The following is a 24369-nucleotide window of genomic DNA, read 5'->3' on the forward strand; positions in this document are numbered from 1 at the left end:
CACGATTCTCGCCCAGCCCCGGTTGTCCCGGTTCGGGGCGTCGAAGATGGGTGCGTTGGACCCGGCCTAACATGACGCCGAGTGACGCCCGGCCGTGGGCTCGCAAACCGGACTCACCGAGCAAGCTCAGGCCTCTCTGCCAGGCTCCGGACGGAGTGCTCGCCGACAACCGCATCGCCCGCGGCCGAATGCGGGGCATCGCGCCGCACGACATGACGCCGGTGAGGCCAACTGGGGCACTAGGCTGACGGCTGCAGCAAACGCAGGTCGCTCGACATGCCACGTGGCCCCAGCCAGAGGGCTCGATGATAGCCAGCATTCGAAGCTGCGACGACGTGATGTTTGCGGAAGGAAAGGCTGGCAATCGGGGTCATCGTTCGTGTTTCAATGGCCTCCATCTGGTCTGTCAAAACGAGTCCTCCCAGATCAAACTGAGAGTGGTGATTCGGGCAGAGGCACAGGATGTTGCTCAGAGCATCATGGCCAAGATGGGGTCGCCCCAACGGCCGGACGTGAGCGCCCTCGGCGTAGAACGCGTTGTTCGCGGTCGGGATTGCCTGCTCGCAAACCTGACACTCATAGTCATAGAGCTTCTTCACTACACGCGACAGCTGCGAGTCTCGAATCCGGCGAGACACAATGGTTGTGGCAAATTCCGGGTCGGGTAGATTCAGTGTTTGCGGCTCAAGCGGGGCTTGTTCATCGATTCGCTCAAGTCGGAAGCGAACGATTTGGAAGCCATCCCGACCCAGCTCCATCCACCATTGGGTGACCAAGTAGAGCCCCGAATAGACGTAGCCTGCCGGGGGTGCAAATGGAGAACCCTTGTGTTTTCCTCGCACGACACGAACGGGCAGAGCCTGGGCATGGCTCGTGATGAGACCAGCATTGCCTGAAGCGTTTGGAGACTGGTCCGCGATTTGGCGCGAGCTGTTGGGGTCTTTGCCGCCGTGACCGGAGTAGATGATGTAGTCGCCATTGTCCTCGTCGTCGATGTAGCCGCCAGAAATGACGATTGAGTCGGAGCCCTCCAACTTTGTGCCACTGATACCGGCTTGCGTCGGGCGATGGACGAATGCTTCGTGAAGTTCGCGGCGGTCGATGAAGAATTGGCCGACTGTGACCCCTGTCGGTGTTCCAAAAAACCTACTCATTGTGTAGCCCCCTTCTGTCACTCTATCGTTGAGATCGAGGAAATTGTGCAGGCTAGAGGCTAGTTATCTGGCAGCAGGGATGATTGCAGACATCGGGAACCATTCCACCCCCACCCGCGTTACCCCTGACATGAAGTCAATTGTGTACAGCCAGACCGGTGACCCGTCCGTGCTTCAGCTCGTCGATCGGCCGGTGACCGAACCCGGAGCCGACGAGGTACGGGTCCGGATCGTGGTCAGCGGCGTGAATCCCACCGACTGGAAGTCGCGCTGCGGCTCGGCGCCGGGCCAGGCGCTGGCGTTCGATGACGTCGTGCCCGGCCAGGACGGCGCCGGCATCGTTGAGGCGGTCGGCGCCGGCGTGCAGCACGTCGGCGTGGGCGACCGGGTGTGGCTGGTGCTCGCCGCGTACCAGCGCGCGAACAGCGGCACGGCCCAGGAGTACGCCGTGCTTCCGGCGGAGCGGGTCTTCCTGCTGCCGGAAAATGCCAGCTTCGACCAGGGCGCGAGCCTCGGAGTGCCGGCGATCACGGCGTGCCGGGCGCTGACGGTGGCCGAAGACGGGCCGCACCGGCTGCACCCGGGTGCCCTCGCCGGGAAGGTCGTGCTCGTGGCCGGCGGAGCTGGTGCGGTCGGGCACGCGGCGATCCAGCTGGCCCGATGGGCGGGGGCATCCGTTGTCACGACCGTGAGCGGGCCGGCGAAAGCGGCGCTCGCCACGGCCGCCGGTGCGCAGCACGTGCTCACCTACACCGACCCGGACATCGTCGACCAGATCCGGGCGATCGCGCCCGAGGGCGTCGACCAGATCATCGAGGTCGCGCCGGCCCACAATGCGCGGCTCGACCTGGCCGTCATCCGTAATCGTGGGTCGATCGCGGTCTATGCCAACAATGGCGGCGACCAGGTGACCCTCGACGTGCGCCAGCACTTCAGCCTCAACGTGCGCTACCAGTTCGTGCTGCTCTACACGGTGGGCGCCGACGTGATTCGGGCGGCGGCCGAGGACATCACCGCGGCCCTCGTCGACGGCGCACTGAGCGTGGGGGAGGAGGCAGGGTTGCCTTTGCACCGCACGGACCTCGCGCACACGGCGGATGCCCATGCCCTGGTCGAGAACGGGGTTGTCGGGAAGGTACTGATCGACGTCTCGGCCGGCCGGTAAGAACATGCGCGCCGGGCTCACACAAGATGGAATGTGCGCGCCCAGCCGAAGGTCAGTAGCCCCCGGCGCCTTCGGCCGAAGACGCGCCGGAGAGCAGCGCCGCGCTGCCCGAGACACCAAGCCGGGTCGCGCCGGCGTCGATCATGGCCAGGGCGTCGTCAAAGGTTCGCACCCCGCCCGAGGCCTTGACTTCCGCCCGGTCGCCCACGGTCTGCTTCATCAGGCGAACGGCGTGCACGGTCGCCCCACCGGCGGGGTGGAAACCGGTCGAGGTCTTGACGAAGTCGGCTCCCGCGGCGACGGATGCCTGGCACGCGCCGACGATCTCGGCATCGGTCAGCGCAGCGGATTCGATGATCACCTTGAGCACCTTCGGCGCCGGAACGTTCGCGCGCACGGCCGCGATGTCGGCCTGCACGTCTTCAAAACGGCCGGCCTTGACGGCACCGATGTCGATGACCATGTCGATCTCGTCGGCTCCTTGCTCGATGGCGAGGGCGGCTTCGGCGGCCTTGATGGCGCTGTGGTGCTTGCCGCTGGGGAACCCGCAGACAACCGCAACCTTGAGGTCGGCGCCGGCGGGGATGCAGAGCGGCAGCATCGACGGGGAGACACAGACCGAGTAGGTGCCGAGCCTGATGGCCTCGGCGATGAGTGCGGTCACGTCTGCTGCCGTAGTCTCGGGCTTCAGGAGGGTGTGGTCGATGTGGTTGGCGACGATGGCTGCGCTGATGGTGATGGTGGGGGCGGAAATCATGGTTTGTCCTTAGTTGGTGACGGGTGCGGATGCTGGTTCGCCTTGGCGCTCCAGGACCACGACGAAGGCGCGGTAGAGCACCAGGCCGAGGGCAGCGACCGCCGCGAGAATCAACAACACCGTTCCGTACGAGGACGCCTGGTCGGTGCTGGCGATCCCCCCTAGCAGGTTGGGCTTTAGCTTCATCAGGGTTGCGGTGTAGGCGATGCCGATCGGCACGGCGATGTTGATGGTGAGGTTGTAGAAGCCGATGGCGATACCCGAATTCTCGACCGGCACCCGCCCGATAGCGGTCGACACGAGTGGGCCGTACATCAACGCAAAGCCCATTCCGAACAAGATCATCGAGATCACGAAGATCCCGATCCACTTGTCCACCACCAGAGCCGGGATCAGCATCGAGGCGATGATCACGATCAACGCCGTAGTGATGGCCTGCTTGGATGTGAGGACCCGGGCGATTTTGCCGGTGGCCGAGCCGACTATCACTGCGGCGATATAGCCGGGGATCAGCAGCAGGGAGACCTCTCCGAGGTTGTAGCCGTAGATGTCGGATACCAGGAACGGGAAGAGGAAGGTGTAGCCGAGCTGGACCGAGTAGATGACGAACACCACGATGATCATCAGCGAGTATTGAGCGTTGGCGAAGAACGCGATGGTGATCACGGCGTTGTCGTGGGTTCGGATGTGCCAGATGAACAGGATCAGCCCAGCGACGACTGGCAGCAAGTACCACAAGTTGAAGTTCTGCATGAACAGGATGATGCCGGTGGCGAACACCGCGATCAGGAAAAGCCCGAGCACGTCCACGTGGCCCTTATTCGTTTCCTCCGCAGCAACCGTGCGGAGCACGAGCGGGATGGTCAGCAGGGAAAGCAACGTGACCAGGAAGAAGGCCGCCCAGCCGATGTAGGTGGCGATGAAGCCGCTGCCGACGGTGCCGATCAGTAGCGACAGCTGGAAGGCTGCGGTGCTGAAGCCCAGGTACTTCTTCTGCTCGTCGCCCCTGAAATGCTTGGTGACGTAGATCACGTAGAGGGTCTCGGCGGCCGCCAAGCCGGCGGTCTGGATCAGCCGGCCGACCAGGACCAGCCAGAAGTTGGCCTGGAAGATGAAGCCGACGATCGACCCGATCGTCATCACGAGGATCGCGAAAATGATGAGTTTCCGGATACTGATCGAGTCGGCCAGCGCGGCGTAGACGACGGCACCGATACCGATCAGGATGCCGGTCAGCGTGGCTTGCAGGCTGACGGTGTTGACGGGCAGGTTGAGGTCCTGCGCCAGCGCCGGCGACATGAACTTGAAGCCGTTGTCCAGCACCAGCGAAAACACGAAGAGAAACAGCAGGATGGGGACGGCCCGGGTCGGTGTGAAGACCGGGGTTGGACGCTTGGCGTGAGTCGCGTTGCTCATCAGATCAGTTCCAGCGCGATCTCGATCATTCCTGTGAAGGCGGTCTGCCGTTCCTCGGGGGTGGTCTTGGCGTTGGTGACGAGCTGGTCGCTAACAGTGAAGATGCCAAGCGCATCGACGCCCCCGGCCGCGGCGTTGGCGAACAGACCTGCCGACTCCATCTCGGCGGCCAAGATGCCCATCTTCATCCACTTCCCCATGGCGTCTGGATCGGCGCCGTAGAACAGGTCGGACGAGAGCACATTGCCCACGTGGGTGCGTTGACCGCGCTCGTCGGCGATCCGTTTGGCGTGCTCGAGCAGCCTGTACGACGACAGCGGCGCCCATGAACCGGGCAGGTTGAACTGGTGCAGGTAGTTGGAGTCGGTCGACGCGCCCTGGGCGATAACTACGTCGTAGAGCTCCATGTTCTTCTGCATGGCGCCGCAGCTGCCCACCCGGATCAGGTTCTTGACCCCGAAAAAGTGGATCAGCTCATAGCTATAGAGCGAGATGGAGGGGATGCCCATACCCGTGCCCATTACGGACACGGGACGCCCGCGGTAAGTGCCCGTAAAGCCCAACATGTTACGAACCTCGTTGAAGCACCGGATGTCGTCGAAGTAGGTCTCGGCGATGAATTTTGCTCGTAGCGGGTCCCCCGGAAGGAGGATCGTCTCGGCGATATCCACCCCTTTCGGATCAATGTGCGGCGTGCTGCTCGTGGGGGGATACAGACCCTTCATCGTTGACGGTGATCCGACCCTCGTGGTGGTTGAACTCATGTTGACCCCTTCGTCTAAATAGTATGAAGTTATACCTCTCAGGTAGCATATCAAATGTGATACGTTCGGGGTGACAAGGAGGTCTCGTGACGACCCGTTTGGAACCGCACCCGTTCTTTCACCAGCAGCTCTACCTCACCGTCGGCCAGCCGATTCGAGTCGCCGTCTACACGCGGCTCGCAGATGGAATCCGCTCTGGTGTGTTCCGGCTCGGCGAAATGCTGCCGAGGGAAACAGAGCTCTCGGCAATGCTCGGCGTCAGCCGCACACCCGTACGCGAGGCGCTGATGCTCCTCGAAGAAGACGGGTTACTGGTCACCCGTCGCGGAGTTGGACGATTCGTAACGGACTTCATCCCGCACGGCGGACTGGAGCAGCTGCGGCCATTTGAGGTCGCCTTAGCCGACCCGAACATGACGTTGACTGTCCAGCCGGTGCGCTTCGAGTTGGAAGGGGTTACCGACTTCGTGTCCCACCGGCTCTCGCTCGACCCGGCTGCCAACGCCTGGATCCGCGAGAGCGTCTTGCTGCAGGATGGCGTTCCCGTTGCCACTGTTCAAGAGCATCTCCCCGCTGGGCGCTACCTCAGTGATGTGAGCGCGCGAATCGCATCCGAACTCTCGGAGATCGCCGCCGAACCACGGACACTCCTCGCATCCATGCAGGCAAACGGCCACGTCTTCACAAACAGCGTGTGCCAGATCGTCGCAACCGACGCTGGCCCCACGCGAGCGAAACTGCTGAACATAGAGCCGGCAGCGGCGGTCCTCGTTCTGACCCAGACAGCGGAGCACGGCGGAGTTCCGATCTACGCCGCAAAATGTGTCGTCGCGCCCGGGCACGGGTCACTGTCGGTAAGGCAACACAACCCGAACTAGGGGTGCTTTTCGGCGACTGGGCTTAGTCGCGGGCGATGCGCAAAGCTGCGGTCTCTATCGCGCAACGGTGAACCCTTATCGAATGTCGACGATCTGCTTGCCGAGCGGCATCAGCGCCACCGGAATCAGCTTGAAGTTGGCGATCCCGAACGGGATGCCGATGATCGTGAAGCAGAGCACGATGCCCGAGAAGAGGTGCCCAAGGGCGATCCAGAAGCCGGCCAGAATCACCCACACGACGTTGCCGAGGAAGGACCCGACGCCCGCGTTCGGCTTGTCGACCACGGTCTTGCCGAACGGCCAGAGCGCGTAGACGCCGATCCGGGCCGCTGCGATGCCCCAGGGGATGGTGATGATCAGCACGAACATGATCAGCGCCGCCAGCATGTAGCCGAGGAACAGCCAGAAGCCCGAGAACACGAGCCAGATGACGTTGAGGATGGTTGTCATAGTGATTCCATTCTCTCCCTGGTGGCCGGGTCGCCGGGCCGACGGTGTGGCTCACCGAGCGCGTGATCCTGCCGATTCCCTGAGCCGGGTGGCGGCGAGGGTGGCGTGCGCTGCGGCGATGACCGCGTCGAGGTGGATGCCGCGGCGACGCAGCACCTCGTGGCCGCTGCCCGACTCGCCGAATTCCTCGATCGACACCACGCACCCGTCGAGGCCGACCCAGCGGTACCAGGCGTCGCCGCGGCCCGCCTCGACGGCGACGCGGGCGCGCAGGGCGGTCGGTAACACCGATTCGCGGTAGTCGGCGTTCTGCTCCGCGAACCACTCGGCACAGGGCAGGGAGACCACGCGGGCGGAGATGCCCTCCTCTGCCAAGCGGGCGGCGGCATCGATCGCGAGGTGGACCTCGCTGCCGGTGGCGAGGATGGCCAGGTCGTCACCGTCGCCGTGTTGCCAGCGCACATAGCCGCCGGCCGTGACGCCTGCAGGAGTTGTGTCGCTGCTCTCGAGCACCGGCAGATCCTGCCGGCTGAGGATGAGCGCGACAGGTCGGTCGGGGGAGGCGAGGATGCGACGCCAGGCGGCGACGACCTCAATGGAGTCGGCGGGGCGCACCACGTCGAGGCTCGGAACGGTGCGAAGCGACGCGATCTGCTCGACGGGCTGGTGGGTGGGGCCGTCTTCGCCGACGGCGACGGAGTCGTGGGTGAAGACGTACACCGCGCCGAGGCCCATCAGGGCGCCGAGACGGATGCTCGGGCGCATGTAGTCGCTGAAGACCAGGTAGGTGGAGGCGAACGGGCGCCACGGGCCCTGCAGGGCGATGCCATTGAGGATGGCCGCCATGGCGTGTTCCCGGATGCCGAACCGGATGAACTCGCCGGCCGAGTTGGTTGCGGAGAAACGGTCGCCGTCGACCTCTACGGTGGTGGAGCCGGCGAGATCTGCGGAGCCGCCCCACAGGGGAACTGCGCCCTGCAGGGCGCGGAGCACGGCGCCGTTGGTCTTGCGGGTGGCGATCAGGTCGCCGGGGCTGCCGACCTTGACCGAGTCGAGAGCAGACGCGTCGAACTCGCCGCCGCGGAAGGCAATCCAGCGCGCTGCGGCCTCGGGGTCGAGGGTGCTCCAGGAGGCCAGGTCGGCCTCCCATTCGCGGTGCAGTTCATCGCCGCGGGTGAGCGCCCCGCGGGTGTGTTCGAGGGTCTCGGGGGCGACGAGGCCCTGCAGGGGAGCATCGGGGGCGAAGCCCAGTGTCGTCTTCACCGCGGCGAGCTCGTCGGCGCCGAACCCACCCGCGTGCGCGGCCGACCTGCCGCCGAACTTTGCGGAGGGGGCACCGATGACCGTGCGGAGAGCAACCAGGGTGGGGCGGCCGGTGCGTTCCGCCGCCGCGCGGAGGGTGGCCTCCAGGGCATCAAGGTTGTTGGGGGTGTCGATCTCGAGCACGCGCCATCCGTAGGCCCGGTACCGGGCGCGCACGTCTTCCGTGAAGGTGTCGGCGGTGCTGGAGTCGATGGTGATGCCGTTGTCGTCCCAAATGAGAACCAGGTTGTCGAGACCGAGCGTGCCGGCCAGGCTCGACGCCTCACCGGAGACGCCCTCCTGCAGGCATCCGTCGCCCGCCAGCACCCAGGTGGTGTGGTCGAGCAGGGTGGAGCCGGGGGTGAACACGGCGCTCTCGTGCCGGGCGGCCATGGCCATGCCCACGGCGGAGGCGACGCCCTGGCCGAGCGGTCCGGTGCTCATCTCCACGCCGACGGTGTGGTGCACCTCGGGGTGTCCGGGCGTCTTGGAGCCGAGGGAGCGGCTCTTGGCGAGGTCGTCGAGGGTGAGGCCGTAGCCGGTGAAGAACAGCTGGGTATAGAGCAGAAGGCTGGCGTGACCGGCGGAAAGAACGAAGCGGTCGCGGGCGGGCCAGTCGGGGTGGGCGGGGGAGTGACGCAGAACTCGGGAGAACAAGACGTGGGACAATGGCGCCAATGCCATGGCGGTGCCGCCGTGTCCATGTCCTTTGGCCTGCACGATGTGGGCGGCCAGGGCTCGGGCACTCGCGACAGCGCGGGTGTCGAGCTCGGGCTGCGTCGTCGTTGACGTGGGATTTGTTGATTCGGTAGCCATGGGAGACACTTTGGTATACAAATGTACTTAAGTCAATAGCGGATCCGGCGAGTGTGCAGTGCACCCGCGGATGCGTCGGAGGGGTAAGGATTCGATGGCTCACACTTTATCTACGGGCTCGGGCGTGGTGCTCGGTCTGATCAGGTCCGGCCTCGCCACCACCCGCAGCGGCCTCATCGACCAGCTCGGCTGGTCGCGGATCACCCTGGCGCGGCGCCTGGACGAACTGCTGCTCGCGTCGATCGTGGTGAGTGTGGGGCAACTCGATTCCCGCGGCGGCCGCCCGCCCGAGGAGTTCGCGGTCAATCCGCACGCCGGCCTGCTGTTCGCCGTGGACATTGGTGGATCGCACACCCGGCTGGCCATCACCGACCTGGTCTCCACCATTCTCAGCGAGGATGAAGCCGACATCGGGCTGAGCGAGGGGCCGGCCAAGATCTTCGAATGGGCCGGCCAGGTCTTCGACCACATGCTCGATCGGCTCGGCAAGACCCGCGCCGACGTGGTGGGGATCGGCGTAGGCGTGCCCGGCCCGGTCGATTTTGTGACCGGGCGGCTCGCCACCGGGCAGGTGGACGCGCAGTGGGACGGCGTTTTGGTGAAGGACTACTTCGCCGGCCGCTTTGACAATGCCGTATTCGCCGTGGACCGGGACGTGAACATCATGGCGCTCGCCGAGGCGCGGCGAGGCTGGAGCGAATACCGAGACGTGGCGGTGCTCAAAGCCGGCATCGGGGTCGGTTTGGCGTTTGTGCTCGACGGCTCGATCTACCACGGCTCCCGAGGAGGCGCGGGCGATCTCAGCCCGGTGCGCTCCGGCGGAGCCCGCACCGAACGGCTCGAGACGAGCGCCAGCGGTGCGGTGATCCGCCGCGAGCTGCAGCGCCGGGGCTACCGGGTGCGCACCAGCAACGACATCGTCGGCCTCGCCAACCAGGGCGACCCCGAGGTGCGGCGGCTGCTCAGCGAGACCGGCACCGCCATCGGGCAGAGCCTGGCGCACGTGGTGGGTCTGCTCAACCCGCAGGCCGTGGTGGTCGGCGGCAACCTCGCCCAGGCCGGCGAGCCCTTCCTCGGCGCCATCCGCGACGCTATCTTCGCCGGCGCCCGGGACTTCGCCCTGCAGGGGCTGGTGGTGGAGAAATCCCGGCTCGGCCACATCGCCGGCATCACGGGAGCCTCGCTCATCGCCCAGGACGCACTCTTCGAGGCCGACCGCATCAGCCGGTTAACCCGTGGCGCCCTGCCCGGTCTCTCCCCGCTCGTTCCGTCGATCTAACTCGCGCTGGAGCCTCGGCAGTTCCCACACTGGCCGCGCCCGCCATTCGTTGCCCACGACGCCATTTGGCGACGCTAGAGAGTCAATTTCAAAAACTTTAGTACATTTATAGACAAAAGGTCGCTCAGGCTTGTACAATCATCCCAATCGCCCTCGCAATCAGGGGTGGATCGAATCCAAACAACGGAGTTCATTCGTGGCACTTAACCTCGCCGAAGCACTGTCGTCCATCGTGACCCAGGCGGATGCAGCCGACTGGCGTGCCGCGATCCGTCTCGCCGGCGACGGCCTCGTGTTGGGTGGAGCAACCACGGATGCTTACACCGACGAGATGATCGACGCTGTCGAAAAGCACGGCCCCTACATCGTCATCGCCCCGGGCATCGCCCTGGCGCACTCCCGGCCGTCTCCGGCGGTTCTCACCGGCGGACTCAGCTGGGTGAGCCTGGCCACCCCCGTCAAATTCGGCAACAAGGCCAACGACCCCGTCAACCTCGTGATCGGGCTCGCCGCCGTCGACCACGACGCTCACCTCGCCGTGATGCGCGCACTGGCCGGTGTTCTCTCCGACAGCTCGGCCATGGAGCGCCTCACCGCGGCCACCAGTCCGGCCGACGTTCGCGCCGTGCTCGGCGGGTTCGCCGCAGTCGCGTAACGCGCGGCACACGCATCCACCCCACTCTTCTACTCTCTGATCTCACCCAATCGAAAGGCACCCCATGAAGATCGTCGCCGTCTGTGGAATGGGCATCGGTACGTCCGTGCTCCTGAAAATGAACGCCGAGAAGGTTCTCGCGAAGCTTGGTATCGATGCGGATGTCGAGGCCGCCGATATGGGCGTGGCTCGCGGTGCCGCTCAGACGGCCGAGATCGTGCTCACCTCGGCGGAGCTGGCCGAAGAACTCGGCGATGTTCCCGCCGAGGTCATCGTCATCAACAACTTCTTCGATCTCGAGGAGATCACTGAGAAGCTCACCGCCGCCGTCGAGTAACCCCTTTCACCTTCCCTTCTCACAGAATATGGAGCTCCCACAATGGAGTGGCTCGTCGTCGTACTGAACTTCATCGGTCAACAGATCCTCAACGTTCCGGCTTACCTGATCGGCATAATCACCGCCATCGGACTTATGGCACTCAAGCGCAACGCCGGACAGGTGATCGGCGGCTCCCTCAAAGCGGCCCTCGGCTTCCTGATCCTCGGTGCCGGCGCCGGCGTCGTGGTGGGCTCCCTCGACCCGCTGGGCAAACTGATCCTCGCGGTCACCGGCGCCCAGGGTGTTATTCCCACCAACGAGGTCATCACCGCCATCGCGCAGGACGAGTTCGGCGCCCAGAGCGCCTACGTGCTCACCCTCGGGTTCCTGGTGATGCTGGCCCTGGCCCGCTTCACCCCGCTGAAGTACGTCTTCCTCACCGGGCACCACATGGTCTTCATGGCCACGATGCTCACCGTGGTGCTCTCCGTCGGATTCGGAGACGGCGCCGGCTGGCTCGTGGTCGTCATCGGCGCTCTGCTGCTCGGCGTGATCATGGTGGTCATGCCCGCGTTCGCGCACCCCTGGACCAAGAAGATCACCGGCAACGACACCATCGCGATCGGCCACTTCGGCACCCTCGGCTACATCGCTGCCGGTGCCGCCGGCCAGGCCGTCGGTCACCGCAGCAAGTCGACCGAAGAGATCAAGTTCCCGCAGGGCCTCAAATTCCTGCGCGACTCGATGGTCGCCACCTCACTGTCGATGGTTCTCATCTACATGGTCTTCGCCATCTGGGGCCTCATCGCCCTGCCGCTGCAGGAGGCGCTCGACATCTTCGGCTCCGCCGACGCCGGCGCGTTCATCATGGCGGCCTTTGCCCAGGCCCTGCAGTTCGGTGTGGGTGTCGCAGTCATCCTCTACGGTGTGCGCACGGTGCTCGGCGAGCTGGTTCCCGCGTTCCAGGGTATCGCCGAGAAGGTTGTGCCCGGTGCGCGTCCCGCGCTAGACATCCCGATCGTGTTCCCGTTCGGCGCCAACGCAGTGCTCATCGGCTTCCTGAGCTCGTTCGCCGGTGGCCTCCTTGCGCTAGGTGTGCTGGCAATCTGGCTGAACCCGATGTTCGGGCTCGCACTGATCCTCCCCGGCATGGTGCCGCACTTCTTCACCGGTGGTGGAGCCGGTGTCTACGGCAACGCGACCGGCGGACGCCTCGGTGCCATGCTCGGTGGCTTCGTCAACGGCGTGATCATCACCATCCTGCCCGCCATCCTGCTGCTGGTCCTCGGCGACTTCGGCTTCGCCAACAGCACCTTCGGCGACGCCGACTTCGGTTGGTTCGGCACCCTCGTGGGTGTCAGCGTCGGTGTGGGCGGCGGACTCGGGGTCGTCCTTGCGATCCTCATCGCCGTGGTGCTCGTCAGCGTCGCGATCGTCTACCAGATCCACGTTGTGGACAAGGGCTGGGTGCCCGGGGCCAAGCGTGACGTCTGGATCGCCGAAGAGAAGGCGGCCGAGAAGGCCGTTCTCGACGCCGAGAAGGCTCGTCGCAAGGCGGAAAAGGAAGCGGCGGCCGAGGCCGTTTAGGTTCACCGGCTCGACGTTTCGCCAGAGGGCGGCCCCGCGGTGCGGGGTCGCCCTCTGTTCCTGTTCGGAGTGCTTCGGGGCTGGGTTCTGACACCTGTACCGGCTGGGAGCACGGTCAACGTATTCGACCTGGTCACGCCGATCGGCGTGAATCGTTCCAGGTGTGCTCGCTCAACCGCGCGTGCGAGTGCCGCGTTCAAGGCAGCGATGTCGAAACTCGACGGATCATTGATATCTATGCCATCTTCCGCTAAGAGCGGTGCCATCTCCTGAAGAAGGTCATTGGCCATGCTTGGCCGGTGGACCATGCCGGCTGCGCCGAATGCGCTTCGGAAATTGGGGTCGTCTAAGGGGGTGGACATGCTCCGAGCTTGGGCGCGGGGCGGCTGCGGAGTCGCGGTGAGGAAGGCGGTTTCGTGCGATTTTCGGTATGCCTGCGCGATCGGTGATGCCGCACTGGTGCGCGTCGTAGGGCCGAAGCCCGAGAAGAGAGCAAGGCGAGAACCTTTCCACTCCCACCCGCGTTACCCCTGACATGAAGTCAATTGTGTACAGCCAGACCGGTGACCCGTCCGTGCTTCAGCTCGTCGATCGGCCGGTGACCGAACCCGGAGCCGACGAGGTACGGGTCCGGATCGTGGTCAGCGGCGTGAATCCCACCGACTGGAAGTCGCGCCGCGGCTCGGCACCGGGCCAAGAGCTGGCGTTTGACGACGTCGTGCCCGGGCAGGACGGCGCCGGCATCGTTGAGGCGGTTGGCGCCGGCGTGCAGCACGTCGGCGTGGGCGACCGGGTGTGGCTGGCGCTCGCCGCGTACCAGCGCGCGAACAGCGGCACGGCCCAGGAGTACGCCGTGCTTCCGGCGGAGCGGGTCTTCCTGCTGCCGGAAAATGCCAGCTTCGACCAGGGCGCGAGCCTCGGAGTGCCGGCGATCACGGCGTACCGGGCGCTGACGGTGGCCGAAGACGGACCGCGGCGGCTGCACCCGGGCGCCCTGGCCGGCAAGGTGGTGCTCGTGGCCGGCGGAGCAGGTGCGGTCGGGCACGCGGCGATCCAGCTGGCCCGATGGGCGGGGGCATCCGTTGTCACGACCGTGAGCGGACCGGCGAAAGCGGCGCTCGCCACAGCCGCCGGCGCGCAGCACGTGCTCACCTACACCGACCCGGACGTCATGGCCCAGATCCGGGCGATCGCACCGGAGGGGGTGGACCTGATCGTGGAGGTCGCACCGGCCCAGAACGCGAGGCTGGACCTGGCCGTCATCCGTAATCGGGGGTCGATCGCGGTCTATGCCAACAACGGCGGCGACCAGGTGACGCTCGACGTGCGCCAGCACTTCAGCCTCAACGTGCGCTACCAGTTCGTGCTGCTCTACACGGTGGGCGCCGACGTGATTCGGGCGGCGGCCGAGGACATCACCGCCGCCCTCGTCGACGGCGCACTGAGCGTGGGGGAGGAGGCAGGGTTACCTTTGCACCGCACGGACCTCGCGCACACGGCGGATGCCCATGCCCTGGTCGAGAGCGGCGTTGTCGGGAAGGTGTTGATCGACGTGTCGGTGGGGTTCGCTCCGGCGGCGTGAGCAATGTGCACCGTGAACCGTGCGCTCTGAGCAGGGAGTGACGGCCCGCGCCCGCCGAACGCTCTATCGCGCCAACGCTCACCCCCAGCGTCGCCGGAGCTTCAGCCCATTGAATGGCCAACCGCCGACCTGCGCCCATCGTGTGCGCTCTTGGGGGAGCGAGCGCCGAGTAAAACCCGGGTATTTCTGCATCAGCTGCGTGCGCAAGACATCAACTGCGGCATCGCTTCCAACGGCGTCAGTACAGCCAGTTAACGCCAGACGAACTTTCGTTCAGATGGCCTGGAGCTGGATTTGCTGCGCCTTAGTGTGAACGAACCGTTGCTAAAACTTGATTCGGCCGGTGAGTGGCCATCTGCCCTCTCGCGGCCCAGAAAAGGACTGACTCTTGCACAAGCGCACCCTCACCGCGGCCACCCTTGCGACCGTGCTTCTCAGCACCGTCGCGTTGACGTCATGCAGCAGCACGGCAGGCGAGGCGTCGTCGTCGGGGGAATCCTCCGGAACCCTCATCGTCTACACGAACTCCAATTCGGATGGGCGTGGGGAATGGGTGACGGCGAAGGCGGCCGAGGCCGGGATGAAGATCGAGATCGTGGGGCTGGGCGGGGCCGACCTCGCCAACCGCATCGTCGCCGAGAAGAATAACCCGGTGGGCGATGTTGTCTTCGGCCTGAACAATATGTTCTTCGAAACGCTGAAGGCAGAGGATGCCGTTGCCGCCTACACGCCGGAGTGGTCCGGGGATGTCGACAAGAAAGCCGGCGACGCCAAGGACGGGGCGTTCTGGCCCCTGGTCGAACAGGCCATCGTCACCGTCTACGACACCAACACCGTGAAGAGCGCAGACGCCCCGAAACAGGTCAGCGACCTGTGGGACGACGCCGAATACGACGGCCGATACGAAGTGAACACCAGCCTCGGCCAGGCCACCCCGCAATTGGTGCTCGCCGGCTTGCTCGCGCCCTATGCCGACGAGAAGGGTGACCTGGGCATCTCGGATGCCGGCTGGAAGCAGGTGCAGGACTACTACGAGCACGGTTCGCCAGCCGTCGAGGGCACCGACCTGTATGCGCGCCTGACCCGCGACGAGGTCGACTACGGCGTGCTTCCGAGCAGCGGAATCACCAGCCGCGACGCCGAATACGCCACCAAGACCGGCGTGATCAGCCCGGAAGACGGTGTCCCCTACGTCACCGAACAGATCGCGGTCATCAACGGCACGCCGCGCCAGGAGCAGGCCGAGAAGTTCATCGACTGGTTCGGCGGCGCCGAGGTGCAGGGCGAGTTCGCCGCCGAATTCGCGTCCTACCCGGTGAATGAGAAGGCTCGCGCAGAGGCGCTTCCCGCGGTCGTCGAATTGATCGAGTCCCTCCCCAAGCAGGACATCGACTGGTCGCTGACCCGCGAACGTATTTCCGAGTGGGTCGAGAAGACCGAGCTCGAGTACCTGCCCTAAGTCTCGGCCCGGGCACGAACAGTCATGATCAGATTCGAGAATGTCGAAGTGAGCTTCGGCGAGAAGATCGCCATCCCCGACCTGACCCTCGAGATCGAGCAGGGTGAGTTCTTCACCCTGCTCGGGCCCTCCGGGTGCGGCAAGACGACGGCCCTGCGCACGCTCGCGGGGTTCATCGAACCGTCCCGGGGTGAAATCTACATCGACGGGAAGGTGGCCACCCGGCTGCCGAGCGAAAAACGCAGCGTAGGCATGGTCTTCCAGAACTACGCGCTGTTCCCCAGCATGAGCGTGTGGGAGAACATCGCGTTCGGCCTGCGGGTGCGAAAGACCAGGAAGGCCGAAACGGCGCTGCTCGTCGACGAGATCGCCGCGCAGGTCGAGCTCATCGAGGAGCAGCTCGCGAAGAACGTGTCCGAACTCTCCGGTGGCCAGCAGCAGCGGGTCGCCATCGCCCGGGCTCTCGTGCTCAAGCCCCGCATCCTGCTGCTCGACGAGCCCCTCTCCAATCTCGACGCCAAGCTGCGCGTGCAGCTGCGCGAACAGCTGAAAAACCTGCAGCGGGAACTCGGCATCACCACGGTGTACGTCACGCACGACCAGGAAGAAGCACTCACCATGAGCGACCGGATCGCCGTGTTCAACCACGGCGTGGTCGAGCAGGTAGGCACCCCGGAGGAGATCTACAACCGCTCCGGCACCGAGTTCGTGTGCACCTTCGTCGGTGCGATGAACAAGCTCTCGGGCGACGTCGTGCACCAGCTGCGCCAGCGCGGCGGCACCGGTCTTGCACCGGCAAAAACGTCGTACCTGCGCCTGGAGAAGGTGTCGTTGCAGGCGCCCCCGGGCAACACGGATGCGATCCGGCTCGACGGCGTCGTCGCCGGCCGTTCCTACCACGGCTCGCACAGCACCTACACAATCGACAGTCATGGCAGCAGTATTCGTGCACTGGTGCCCGAGGGCGGCGGATCTGCGCTGGAACCGGGTTCTGCGGCGCAGTTGTATATCGACCCGTCGTCGATCCTGCAGTACTAGAGGGGGGCATCCGTGCGCACTTCGTCGTGGGCTTCAATGTTCCGATCCCCGTTCGTCGTCATCATCACCCTGGTGACGCTGTGGTTCGTGGCAACGTTTTTGGTCTTCCCGAACGCCAACCTGCTCATCAGAACCTTCTTTCCGGAGGGCCAGTTCAGCTTTCGGGCCGTGGAGAAACTGGTCAGCTCCGAACGCGCGATGAACAGCCTCTGGCACAGCTTCGCGCTGGCCGCCACGCTGGCCGTCACGGTGAATGTCGTCGGCATCTTCATCGTTCTCGTCACCGACTATTTCAAGATCCGGGGCGCACGGATGCTGTGGCTCGGCTACGCCACCACCCTCATCTACGGGGGCATCGTGCTCGCCGCCGGCTACAACTTCATCTACGGCCGCTACGGATTCGTCACCAACGCCGTGCGCAACTGGTTTCCTGAGATCGACCCGAACTGGTTCTCCGGCTACTTCGCGGTCGTCGTCGTGATGACGCTGGCCACGACGACGAACCATATGCTTTTCCTGGGATCGTCGCTGGCGAAGATCGACTACCAGACCATCGAGGCGGCACGCAATATGGGCGCGTCGACCATGGGCATCCTCTGGCGAATCGTGTTGCCCGCCCTGCGCCCGATGATCTTCGCCGTGACAGTTCTCACGTTCCTGACCGGTCTCGGCGCACTGACAGCGCCGCTCGTGTTGGGCGGCACCGATTTCCAAACGATCGCCCCGATGATCCTCACCTTCTCCAAGAGCACCGGGTCGCGTGACCTCGCCGCGCTGCTCGCCGTGATCCTCGGCCTGGCGACCATCGTGCTGCTGGCAATGATGAACCGGGTCGAAAAGTCGGGGGTGTACTTCTCGGTGGCGAAGGTGGCGACCCCGCTGCAGAAGCAGAGAATCCCGAACCCAGTGGCGAACGCTGCCGTGCACGTTGCCGCCTACGCTCTCTTCGTCGTCTACGCGACGCCGGTGCTGCTGATCGTGCTGTTTTCCTTCGTGCACTCGAGTGCCATCGTCACGGGAAGCATCAGCTGGGATTCGTTCACGCTCGACAACTACGCCACGGTCTTCGGCACACCCGCAGTGCTCCGACCCTTCGTGGTCAGCGTCGTCTACAGCGCGCTGGCGTCGGTGATCGTGGTCGGCGGGATGCTATTCGTCTCACGGTTGCTGCAGAAACACCGCAACCTGTTGACCGCCACGCTGGAGTACCTGCTGCACATCCCCTGGATCCTGCCGACGATTCTCATCGCCCTCGCCCTCGTCATGACGTTCGACCGCCCAAACCCGATGGTCGGCGGCCAGGTGCTCACAGGAACGACGAGTCTCCTGTTGATCGCCTACGTGATCGTGAAGATCCCGTTCACCCTGCGATTGCTCAAGGCGGCTTTCGCATCGGTGCCGGAGTCGCTCGAGGATGCCGCCCGCATCCTCGGTGCCGGGTCGATGTTCACCCTTCGCACGGTTCTGGTTCCGCTGGTTCTCCCTACCGCGGCTGCGATCACGGCACTCAACTTCAACAGCCTGCTCGACGACTATGACGCCGCGGTGTTCCTGTATCACCCGCTCTACCAACCCCTCGGTGTTGCGATCAAGGCCAGCACGGAGGGGGAGAACAACCTTGACTCCATGTCGATCACGTTCGTCTACACCGTGTTGCTCATGATCATCATGGGGTTCACCATGTACCTGGTCTACGGGCGAGGAGGCTCGTCGACGAAGCGCCATACGCGCCGCGCCCGCACTGTCGCGGCGAAGTAGTCGGGGCGGAGTCCTCCCTGCGCCTGAACATCAGCCCGAGCGGTCAGGCTCCGCGTGCAGCAGGGCAAGCACCTTCCCCGCGTGACCGAAGGTCGATCTGCGACCCGGAGTCAGACTGCCGACTCCGCGGCATCCGTCACCGCGTCGAGCACGGCACGCACGGCCGCCGGGTCACCGAGGATGCGGAAGTGCCCGCCGACCCTGAGCTGGATGTTGCGGGCGCCGACGAGTTCACTGCCCTCGGGGACATGCGGGTCGAACACCCCGTAGATAGACGTGATGCGGTCGTTGACCCGGTGGTCCAGGCCGAGGTCGTGCAGGGCCACGTTGGCGGGAGCGAAGGCACGGATGCTCGGCACGACCCAGTAGCGCGCATAGCGGGAACCGCCGAAGGGAGCACTGATCGCGGTCATTCCGCTCACCCGGCGGCCCGGGTCATCCGTCGTCATGAGCAGTTTGCCGATCAGGCCGCCCTTGCTGTGCGCCACGATGACGACGCCGTTCAGGTTCTCCCGCTCGAGGTAGGCGGCCACGGTCGCGGCGGCATCCGCCAGAGAACGCCGGTTGCGGCCGAGCTTCGCCACCACGTGCACCGGATGCCCGTGGCCGTGCAGTATCTCAATCAACGGTCGCATGAACTGCCAGGATTCATACACCCCGGGGATGATCACGATCGGGGCTTTGGTACCGGAGCGGAAGTCCGTGGGCCGGGCGCGGGAGAGGAACGCATGGGTCTGGCCGGTCGCCGCATAGACATAGTCGAGCAGCCACCACCAGGCCTCGCGCAGATGGCGACTCAGCAGACGGGGGTTCAGGAGACGGCGAATCATTGTGCCGGGTGCGCGACCGACGGAAGCCGCAGGGCGTGCCCCTCGATGATGGCGGCGGTTTGCACGGCGGCACTGTGGTGCACCAGGTGGCGGTGCCCCGCGACCTCGAACACATGCCCGTCCGGCGCGGCGGCGGCCAGCGATGCACACCAGGTGCTGCCCGAGACGGGGTCGTTGGTGCCTCGGATCACGAGGATGGGGGAGTGCACCTCGCCAAGGGCCAGGTCGGTGCGGTAGCCGAGCATGGGGACGAGCTCGGTGGAGAACCAGCGCGGGCCGCACTCGAGGTAGTCACGGAACACGATCAGATTGCCCGACGGCGACTCCTTGGCCACATCCCGGGTCAGGCCCAGCGCCTGTTGCACGGCTGTCGACCGGCGGGGATCGGTGACAGGGCCGATCAGAACCAGGTGGGAGACGGCATCGGGGCGTTGCCGGGCCACCTCGGTGACGAATTGGGCGCCCATCGAATGGCCGACCAGGACCGCCCGCGGCACCTCGAGTCGATCAAGTAGCCGGCCGAGCAGGGCGCCGTATTCTTCGACAGCGAGCGGCCGAACGGGCCGGCGGGTGCCGCCGAATCCGGGCAGATCGAGCGAATGGGTATGCCCGATGGCGGCCAGGCTCCTCTGCACCCGGCGGTAGTAGCGGTGCGACGCCCCGATGCCGTGGACCAGCAGGTAGGTCGGCGCGTCCGGCGAAGGCGAGGTGCTCTTCAGGGAGTGCACGGTGAATTGATGCCCATCAACCTCGATGCTGCGGCTACGGGCAGGAACAGCGGCTGCGCGCCATCGTTCGACACGCGCTCGGTCGGTGCTCGTCACGGGATTTCCTTCGGGTTCAGGTGCAAAAATCCTAGCCTCCGGCAGTGTCGGGTGGCCTGGGCGCTCACGGGGGCTGAGACATCCGTCACTGATAAGACGGATGCGGGCCGAATTCGTCACGCCCGCGGCGCCGATGGGTCGGGCGCGCCCTGCCTGGCGGCCTGCCCGGCGCCCTGCCCGGCGCCCTGCAGCCCCGAGAGTCGCCGATTCTGCCGAGAATCGCCGCTGGAACGGCGACGCTCGGCGCAAACGGCGGCTCTCGGCGGCTCTCGGCGACCCGCGCCATCCCGCAGGATAGAAGGCATGGCCCACCGTCAACGAAAGCCCGCCGATTCTGACCCCGCCCGTGACCGGGCGGACAAGACGTGCGCCTCGTGTGGGCGGCGCATCGAGTGGCGCATGAAGTGGGCCGACAACTGGGAGTCGGTGAAGTACTGCTCGACCGCTTGCCGCACACATGGGGTCACGGCGACCGACCTCAAGCTGGAAGAGGCTATCGCGACACTGCTCAGTGCGCGGGCGACGGATGCCACGATCTGCCCGTCCGAGGCGGCGAAAGTGGTCGGCGGTGACGGCTGGAACGACCTGATGGAGCCGGCCCGACGCGCCGCACGCCGCATGGTCGCCCGCGGTGACCTGCAGATCACGCAGGGCGGGGCCGTGGTCGATCCGTCGACGGCGAAGGGTCCGATCCGGTTGCGGCGGGTGCGGACATAGGCGCAGTACCCGCGCTCACCGAGTGCCGTGGCCCGAGACCATTGCCCGCATTCTGGCCGCCGCCACCGCGCGGCCGCCGGTCGTGCTGCGGCGCGAGCGTGAGCAGGTGCTAACTGGCCGGGCGCCGCCGCACGGATTTCCCCCGGCTGCTGGTGCAGTCGGGGATTGCATAGGGCGAGCGGCGGTCGCCGCTCGTCACCTAACGGATTGGTTCACCCCGAGTCGATAATCGGCTCCGTGGTGCTCCTCGGGCAGACGGTCGCCGCGCCCGTGCAACTTGTTGCGTAGAGTGCCCTCGACGTACTCCTCCGGGTAGGCCCCGCGACGACGCAGCTCGGGAATCACGAACTCGACCACGTCTTCGAACGTTCCGGGTGTGATCGCGTAGGCGAGGTTGAACCCGTCAACATCGGTATCGGCGACCCACTCCTGTAGGTGATCGGCAACCTCTTCCGGTGAGCCGACGATGAACGGCCCCAGGCCGCCGATTGCGCCGAGCTTCGCGATGTCACGCACGGTCCACTCGGAGCCGTCATCATTCGCGGCCTGAAAATTTGCCACCGCCGACTGGATCGCGTTGCTCTTCACGTTGCCGATCGGCTCGTCGAGGTCATACCGGGAGAGATCGATGCCCATCCAGCCCGACATGAACACCAGGGCGCCTTCTTCGCTCGCGTAGGAGAGGTAGTCCTGATGTTTTGCGTGCGCCTTCTCGCTGGTCTCGTCGGTGATGATTGTCAGCAGCGTGTAGATCTTCGCGGAGTACCGGTCTCGACCGGCCTGCTCGAGCGCATCCCGGATCTTGCTCACAGTCGCGGTGAGGCCGGACTTGGTCGAAGCGGCCACGAAGATCGCCTCGGCGTTGCCGGCGGCGAAGGCGATACCGCGCGGCGATGCCCCGGCCTGATAGATCACCGGCGTGCGCTGCAACGACGGCTCGGACAGGTGGATCCCCGGCACGGTGAAGTTCTTGCCGTAATGCCCGATCTCATGCACCTTGCTCGGATCGGTGAACACCCCGGTCTCCCGGTCGCGGATGACGGCATCGTCTTCCCACGAGCCCTCCCACAACTTGTACAGCACCTCGAGATATTCGTCGGCGACGTCGTAACGGTCGTCATGCTCCAACTGGTCTTCATGCCCCATGTTGCGGGCGGCGCTCGGCAGATAACCGGTGACGACGTTCCAGCCGACGCGACCCTTCGTCAAATGGTCGAGCGTCGACATCCGTCGTGCGAACGGGTACGGATGCTCGTACGCTGTACCCGCGGTCACGCCGAACCCGAGGTTCTCGGTCACCGCCGCCATGGCGGAGACGAGCAGAATCGGGTCGTTCACGGGAACCTGGGCCCCGTGCCGGATCGCTGCTTCGTTCGAACCGCCATAGACGTCGTACGTTCCGAGCACATCGGCGATGAAAATGCCATCGAAAGTGCCTCGCTCGAGCAGCCTGGCCAGGTCGGTCCAATAGGAGAGGTCCTTGTATCGCCAGGACTGGTCAAGCGGATGCCGCCACATTCCTGAGGACTGGTGCGCGACGCAGTTCATGTCAAAAGCGTTGAAGCGAATTTGTCTGGGCATGCCACCCATCCTGCGGCGCGGTCGTTGACGGCGCCACAGCACTCGCCATTTGGCGTAACACACGGGGAGCGACGGGCTGAATCCCGCAGATCCGCCCGGAGCGGCGCGGTTTGAATCCCTCGCCGCGCACGAGACCGCCACGCTGCCGCCGACGCTGCTGGCCGCCTGAATCGTACGGGCCACCGGCACGACGACCATATTCGCGCTGCTGTTGACCATCGTCTTCTCGGTCGCCCTTGCATTGGCTCCAGCAGTTCGGGCGCCATTCTCAGCGTGCTCGGCTGGCGCTAAATGTTCAACCTCGTGCTCCTGATCGCCCTCAGCGTGCTCGTCGTGGGCGGCTTGGGGCTGAAGAACGTCACCACTCCGCGCAAGACGCCGATCGATGTGGTCTTGGTCATCCTCTCGGCGCCCGGCTTCGGCCAGCTCGTCTACGGCCTCAGCAACCTGAATGCGGAATCCGGCGGCATCGGCTCGGTTGCGGGCTGGCTGCCGACCGCTCCGGGCCCACCCAACTGCTCATCACGGGCTCCAGCCGCGTTCCTGTGCGGCGCCGTGATCTCGCTGTTCGCGATCCCCGCGGCGTTCTTCATTCGCCGCGCGGCAGCTGCGCCGCGCGGGCGCGGTAACTGCGCCGTTCCGCGCGTGGCACGCCATCGGCGCAGCGGCGCAGCACGCGCACAGCGAGACCAGGGCCGCCGCGCGGGGCCCGCCGAACCCGGTGTCCCGGCCCGGCTACCCATGACTTTCACAGAATACTGAGCGTTTGTTCAGAAACATGAGACAGAGTATAAGTTTCGTCTGCGCCGTCCCCCGAAAGCGCAGGCCCGCTGCTCAGTGAGTTGGCGCGCGCACGCGTGCGAGCTTGCGTAACACGGAAGTCAAGCGCACATACATGCCCGAAACACCCGAAGAAATCCGCATCCGATTCGCTGCCCAAAATAAGCGAAGCAACAGCATTCCCAGCAGCAACAGCACCACCGGCCCCACCAAGATCAACCGTCCGCACCGCATCGTGCTCATCGCCACCAGTGTGCTCGCCGTCACCGGCCTCGCAGTCGGCGCCGGCTTCGCCGGTCAGTCCGCCTCCGCCACCCAGGACCGTGTCTCGGCCACAACCGAACTCGCCGACAGCACCGGCCTGCACCGTGAACAGCTCGGCGCCTACAGCGCGGTCGCCAAGGCGCACGTCGACAACTCGGCATCCATCACCCTGAGCGAGGCCAATCAGGTCATCGCCGCCACCCAGGACAAGGTGGATGCCTCCGGCCTCGCCGCGGTCGCCAGCTCGCTCGCCAGCTACGAGATCCTCCCTCTCGACGAGATCACCTCGCTGACCGCCCAGACCAAGGCCGAGACTGCCGCCGTCACCGCGGCGTCGATCGAAGCCGATCGGGTCGCCGCCGAGGCCGCCGCCGCTGAGGCCGCCGCTGAGGCCGCCGCCGCCGCTGAGGCCGCTTCTCAGGCCGCCGCCGCTGAAGCCACCCGTGCCCAGTCGCTGGCCTCCGGCAACACTCCTGCCGGCGCGCGCGCCACGGCTCAGGCCATGGCCGCGTCCCAGTACGGCTGGGGCGCCGACCAGTTCTCCTGCCTGAACCAGCTGTGGCAGAAGGAATCGGAGTGGAAGTACGACGCCGTGAACTCCAACGGCGGTGCCACCGGCATCCCGCAGGCGTTGCCCGGCAACAAGATGGCGACGGCCGGCAGCGACTGGGCCACCAACGCGACCACGCAGATCGCATGGGGCCTCGGCTACATCAAGGCCTCCTCCTACGGCACCCCGTGCGCCGCCTGGTCTCACTCGCAAGCCAACAACTGGTACTGATGCCCTGACTACCCGTAGCACCAAAGCCGGTCGTCCCCTCGTGGAGGGGCCGACCGGTTTTCTCGTTGCCGGGCTCTCAGCTGTCGGTTCGCATGCACCGAAGGGACCCGTGCTGCACTAGCCTTCGAAGGGCGGATGTTGTGGGGACAGCACGGCTCGGCGCGGTCGACGCCGCATCGAGGCTCCCGGCTCCGACAGAAACAGGGAGCGGCA

The 24369-nt window shown here is 65.5% G+C and carries 22 protein-coding genes; 13 read left to right on the forward strand and 9 right to left on the reverse strand.

Features of this window, described 5'->3' with window-relative positions; translation table 11 throughout:
* Positions 1 to 239: 239 nt before the first annotated feature.
* Positions 240 to 1154, reverse strand: a complete 915-nt coding sequence (locus E3O28_RS09365) for a YDG/SRA domain-containing protein (RefSeq protein ID WP_134401092.1) — start codon at positions 1152 to 1154, stop codon at positions 240 to 242.
* Positions 1155 to 1284: 130 nt separating this feature from the next.
* Between E3O28_RS09365 and E3O28_RS09370 the strand changes: the two genes are divergently transcribed.
* Positions 1285 to 2319 (forward strand): NADPH:quinone reductase, encoded by a 1035-nt coding sequence (locus tag E3O28_RS09370; protein WP_134415712.1) that lies wholly within the window; start codon positions 1285 to 1287, stop codon positions 2317 to 2319.
* 52 nt (positions 2320 to 2371) lie between these two features.
* Here E3O28_RS09370 and deoC read toward each other — a convergent pair whose 3' ends face one another.
* The 3 genes from deoC to deoD are packed head-to-tail and all read right to left on the reverse strand — an operon-like array spanning position 2372 to position 5256.
* The gene (gene deoC, locus E3O28_RS09375; protein WP_134415714.1) at positions 2372 to 3076 is read right to left on the reverse strand and encodes a deoxyribose-phosphate aldolase; all 705 of its coding nucleotides are present in this window, start codon (positions 3074 to 3076) and stop codon (positions 2372 to 2374) included.
* Between the two features lie 9 nt (positions 3077 to 3085).
* Positions 3086 to 4492 carry an MFS transporter gene (locus E3O28_RS09380; RefSeq protein WP_134415716.1) on the reverse strand — a complete coding sequence of 469 codons (1407 nt, stop codon included), beginning with the start codon at positions 4490 to 4492 and terminating at the stop codon, positions 3086 to 3088.
* Entirely contained in the window at positions 4492 to 5256 is a 765-nt protein-coding gene (gene deoD / locus E3O28_RS09385) for a purine-nucleoside phosphorylase (RefSeq protein WP_241973079.1), read from the reverse strand. Before deoD ends, E3O28_RS09380 begins: the two co-directional genes overlap by 1 nt.
* Before the next feature lie 86 nt (positions 5257 to 5342).
* Here deoD and E3O28_RS09390 point away from each other — a divergent pair, with 86 nt between their 5' ends.
* A complete protein-coding gene (locus tag E3O28_RS09390; RefSeq protein ID WP_134415718.1) occupies positions 5343 to 6134 on the forward strand; it encodes a GntR family transcriptional regulator in 792 nt (263 codons plus the stop codon).
* A 75-nt stretch (positions 6135 to 6209) separates the two neighbouring features.
* Here E3O28_RS09390 and E3O28_RS09395 read toward each other — a convergent pair whose 3' ends face one another.
* Both E3O28_RS09395 and tkt read right to left on the reverse strand, forming a co-directional pair.
* On the reverse strand, positions 6210 to 6584 hold the full coding sequence (locus E3O28_RS09395; RefSeq protein ID WP_134415720.1) for a YccF domain-containing protein: 375 nt from the start codon (positions 6582 to 6584) through the stop codon (positions 6210 to 6212).
* Between the two features lie 51 nt (positions 6585 to 6635).
* Positions 6636 to 8702, reverse strand: coding sequence for a transketolase (gene tkt, locus E3O28_RS09400; RefSeq protein WP_134415722.1), 2067 nt, complete (start codon positions 8700 to 8702; stop codon positions 6636 to 6638).
* 94 nt (positions 8703 to 8796) lie between these two features.
* On the opposite strand from tkt, the gene E3O28_RS09405 reads away from it, so the two are divergent.
* The 8 genes from E3O28_RS09405 to E3O28_RS09440 all read left to right on the forward strand — a co-directional run bounded on the left by E3O28_RS09405 (position 8797) and on the right by E3O28_RS09440 (position 18379).
* Positions 8797 to 9981 carry an ROK family protein gene (locus E3O28_RS09405; protein ID WP_134342814.1) on the forward strand — a complete coding sequence of 395 codons (1185 nt, stop codon included), beginning with the start codon at positions 8797 to 8799 and terminating at the stop codon, positions 9979 to 9981.
* A gap of 196 nt (positions 9982 to 10177) precedes the next feature.
* Positions 10178 to 10636 (forward strand): PTS sugar transporter subunit IIA, encoded by a 459-nt coding sequence (locus E3O28_RS09410; RefSeq protein WP_134401085.1) that lies wholly within the window; start codon positions 10178 to 10180, stop codon positions 10634 to 10636.
* Between the two features lie 64 nt (positions 10637 to 10700).
* On the forward strand, positions 10701 to 10973 hold the full coding sequence (locus tag E3O28_RS09415) for a PTS sugar transporter subunit IIB (RefSeq protein ID WP_134342816.1): 273 nt from the start codon (positions 10701 to 10703) through the stop codon (positions 10971 to 10973).
* A 42-nt stretch (positions 10974 to 11015) separates the two neighbouring features.
* Positions 11016 to 12542: a PTS ascorbate transporter subunit IIC gene (locus E3O28_RS09420; RefSeq protein ID WP_134415724.1), complete on the forward strand. Its 1527-nt coding sequence runs from the start codon at positions 11016 to 11018 to the stop codon at positions 12540 to 12542.
* Between the two features lie 535 nt (positions 12543 to 13077).
* Positions 13078 to 14124 carry an NADPH:quinone reductase gene (locus E3O28_RS09425; RefSeq protein ID WP_134415726.1) on the forward strand — a complete coding sequence of 349 codons (1047 nt, stop codon included), beginning with the start codon at positions 13078 to 13080 and terminating at the stop codon, positions 14122 to 14124.
* Between the two features lie 388 nt (positions 14125 to 14512).
* The gene (locus E3O28_RS09430) at positions 14513 to 15583 is read left to right on the forward strand and encodes an extracellular solute-binding protein (RefSeq protein ID WP_134342823.1); all 1071 of its coding nucleotides are present in this window, start codon (positions 14513 to 14515) and stop codon (positions 15581 to 15583) included.
* A 24-nt stretch (positions 15584 to 15607) separates the two neighbouring features.
* On the forward strand, positions 15608 to 16621 hold the full coding sequence (locus tag E3O28_RS09435; RefSeq protein WP_134415728.1) for an ABC transporter ATP-binding protein: 1014 nt from the start codon (positions 15608 to 15610) through the stop codon (positions 16619 to 16621).
* A 36-nt stretch (positions 16622 to 16657) separates the two neighbouring features.
* A complete protein-coding gene (locus tag E3O28_RS09440) occupies positions 16658 to 18379 on the forward strand; it encodes an iron ABC transporter permease (RefSeq protein ID WP_166784783.1) in 1722 nt (573 codons plus the stop codon).
* Positions 18380 to 18489: 110 nt separating this feature from the next.
* Here E3O28_RS09440 and E3O28_RS09445 read toward each other — a convergent pair whose 3' ends face one another.
* Together E3O28_RS09445 and E3O28_RS16330 are read right to left on the reverse strand one after the other, a co-directional pair.
* The gene (locus E3O28_RS09445) at positions 18490 to 19209 is read right to left on the reverse strand and encodes an alpha/beta hydrolase (RefSeq protein ID WP_174721894.1); all 720 of its coding nucleotides are present in this window, start codon (positions 19207 to 19209) and stop codon (positions 18490 to 18492) included.
* On the reverse strand, positions 19206 to 20033 hold the full coding sequence (locus E3O28_RS16330) for an alpha/beta hydrolase (protein WP_166784784.1): 828 nt from the start codon (positions 20031 to 20033) through the stop codon (positions 19206 to 19208). Before E3O28_RS16330 ends, E3O28_RS09445 begins: the two co-directional genes overlap by 4 nt.
* 303 nt (positions 20034 to 20336) lie before the next feature.
* On the opposite strand from E3O28_RS16330, the gene E3O28_RS09455 reads away from it, so the two are divergent.
* Positions 20337 to 20750, forward strand: coding sequence for a DUF2256 and DUF3253 domain-containing protein (locus E3O28_RS09455; protein WP_134415734.1), 414 nt, complete (start codon positions 20337 to 20339; stop codon positions 20748 to 20750).
* Positions 20751 to 20945: 195 nt separating this feature from the next.
* Here E3O28_RS09455 and E3O28_RS09460 read toward each other — a convergent pair whose 3' ends face one another.
* Positions 20946 to 22331, reverse strand: coding sequence for an LLM class flavin-dependent oxidoreductase (locus E3O28_RS09460; protein ID WP_104099292.1), 1386 nt, complete (start codon positions 22329 to 22331; stop codon positions 20946 to 20948).
* 291 nt (positions 22332 to 22622) lie between these two features.
* Here E3O28_RS09460 and E3O28_RS09465 point away from each other — a divergent pair, with 291 nt between their 5' ends.
* Positions 22623 to 23093 (forward strand): hypothetical protein, encoded by a 471-nt coding sequence (locus tag E3O28_RS09465; RefSeq protein ID WP_134415736.1) that lies wholly within the window; start codon positions 22623 to 22625, stop codon positions 23091 to 23093.
* Between the two features lie 133 nt (positions 23094 to 23226).
* Entirely contained in the window at positions 23227 to 24156 is a 930-nt protein-coding gene (locus tag E3O28_RS16530) for a hypothetical protein (protein WP_174721895.1), read from the forward strand.
* The last annotated feature ends 213 nt before the right edge of the window (positions 24157 to 24369 follow it).

Source organism: Cryobacterium sp. TMT2-14 (assembly GCF_004402465.1).
In the GTDB taxonomy this organism is placed as follows: domain Bacteria; phylum Actinomycetota; class Actinomycetes; order Actinomycetales; family Microbacteriaceae; genus Cryobacterium; species Cryobacterium sandaracinum.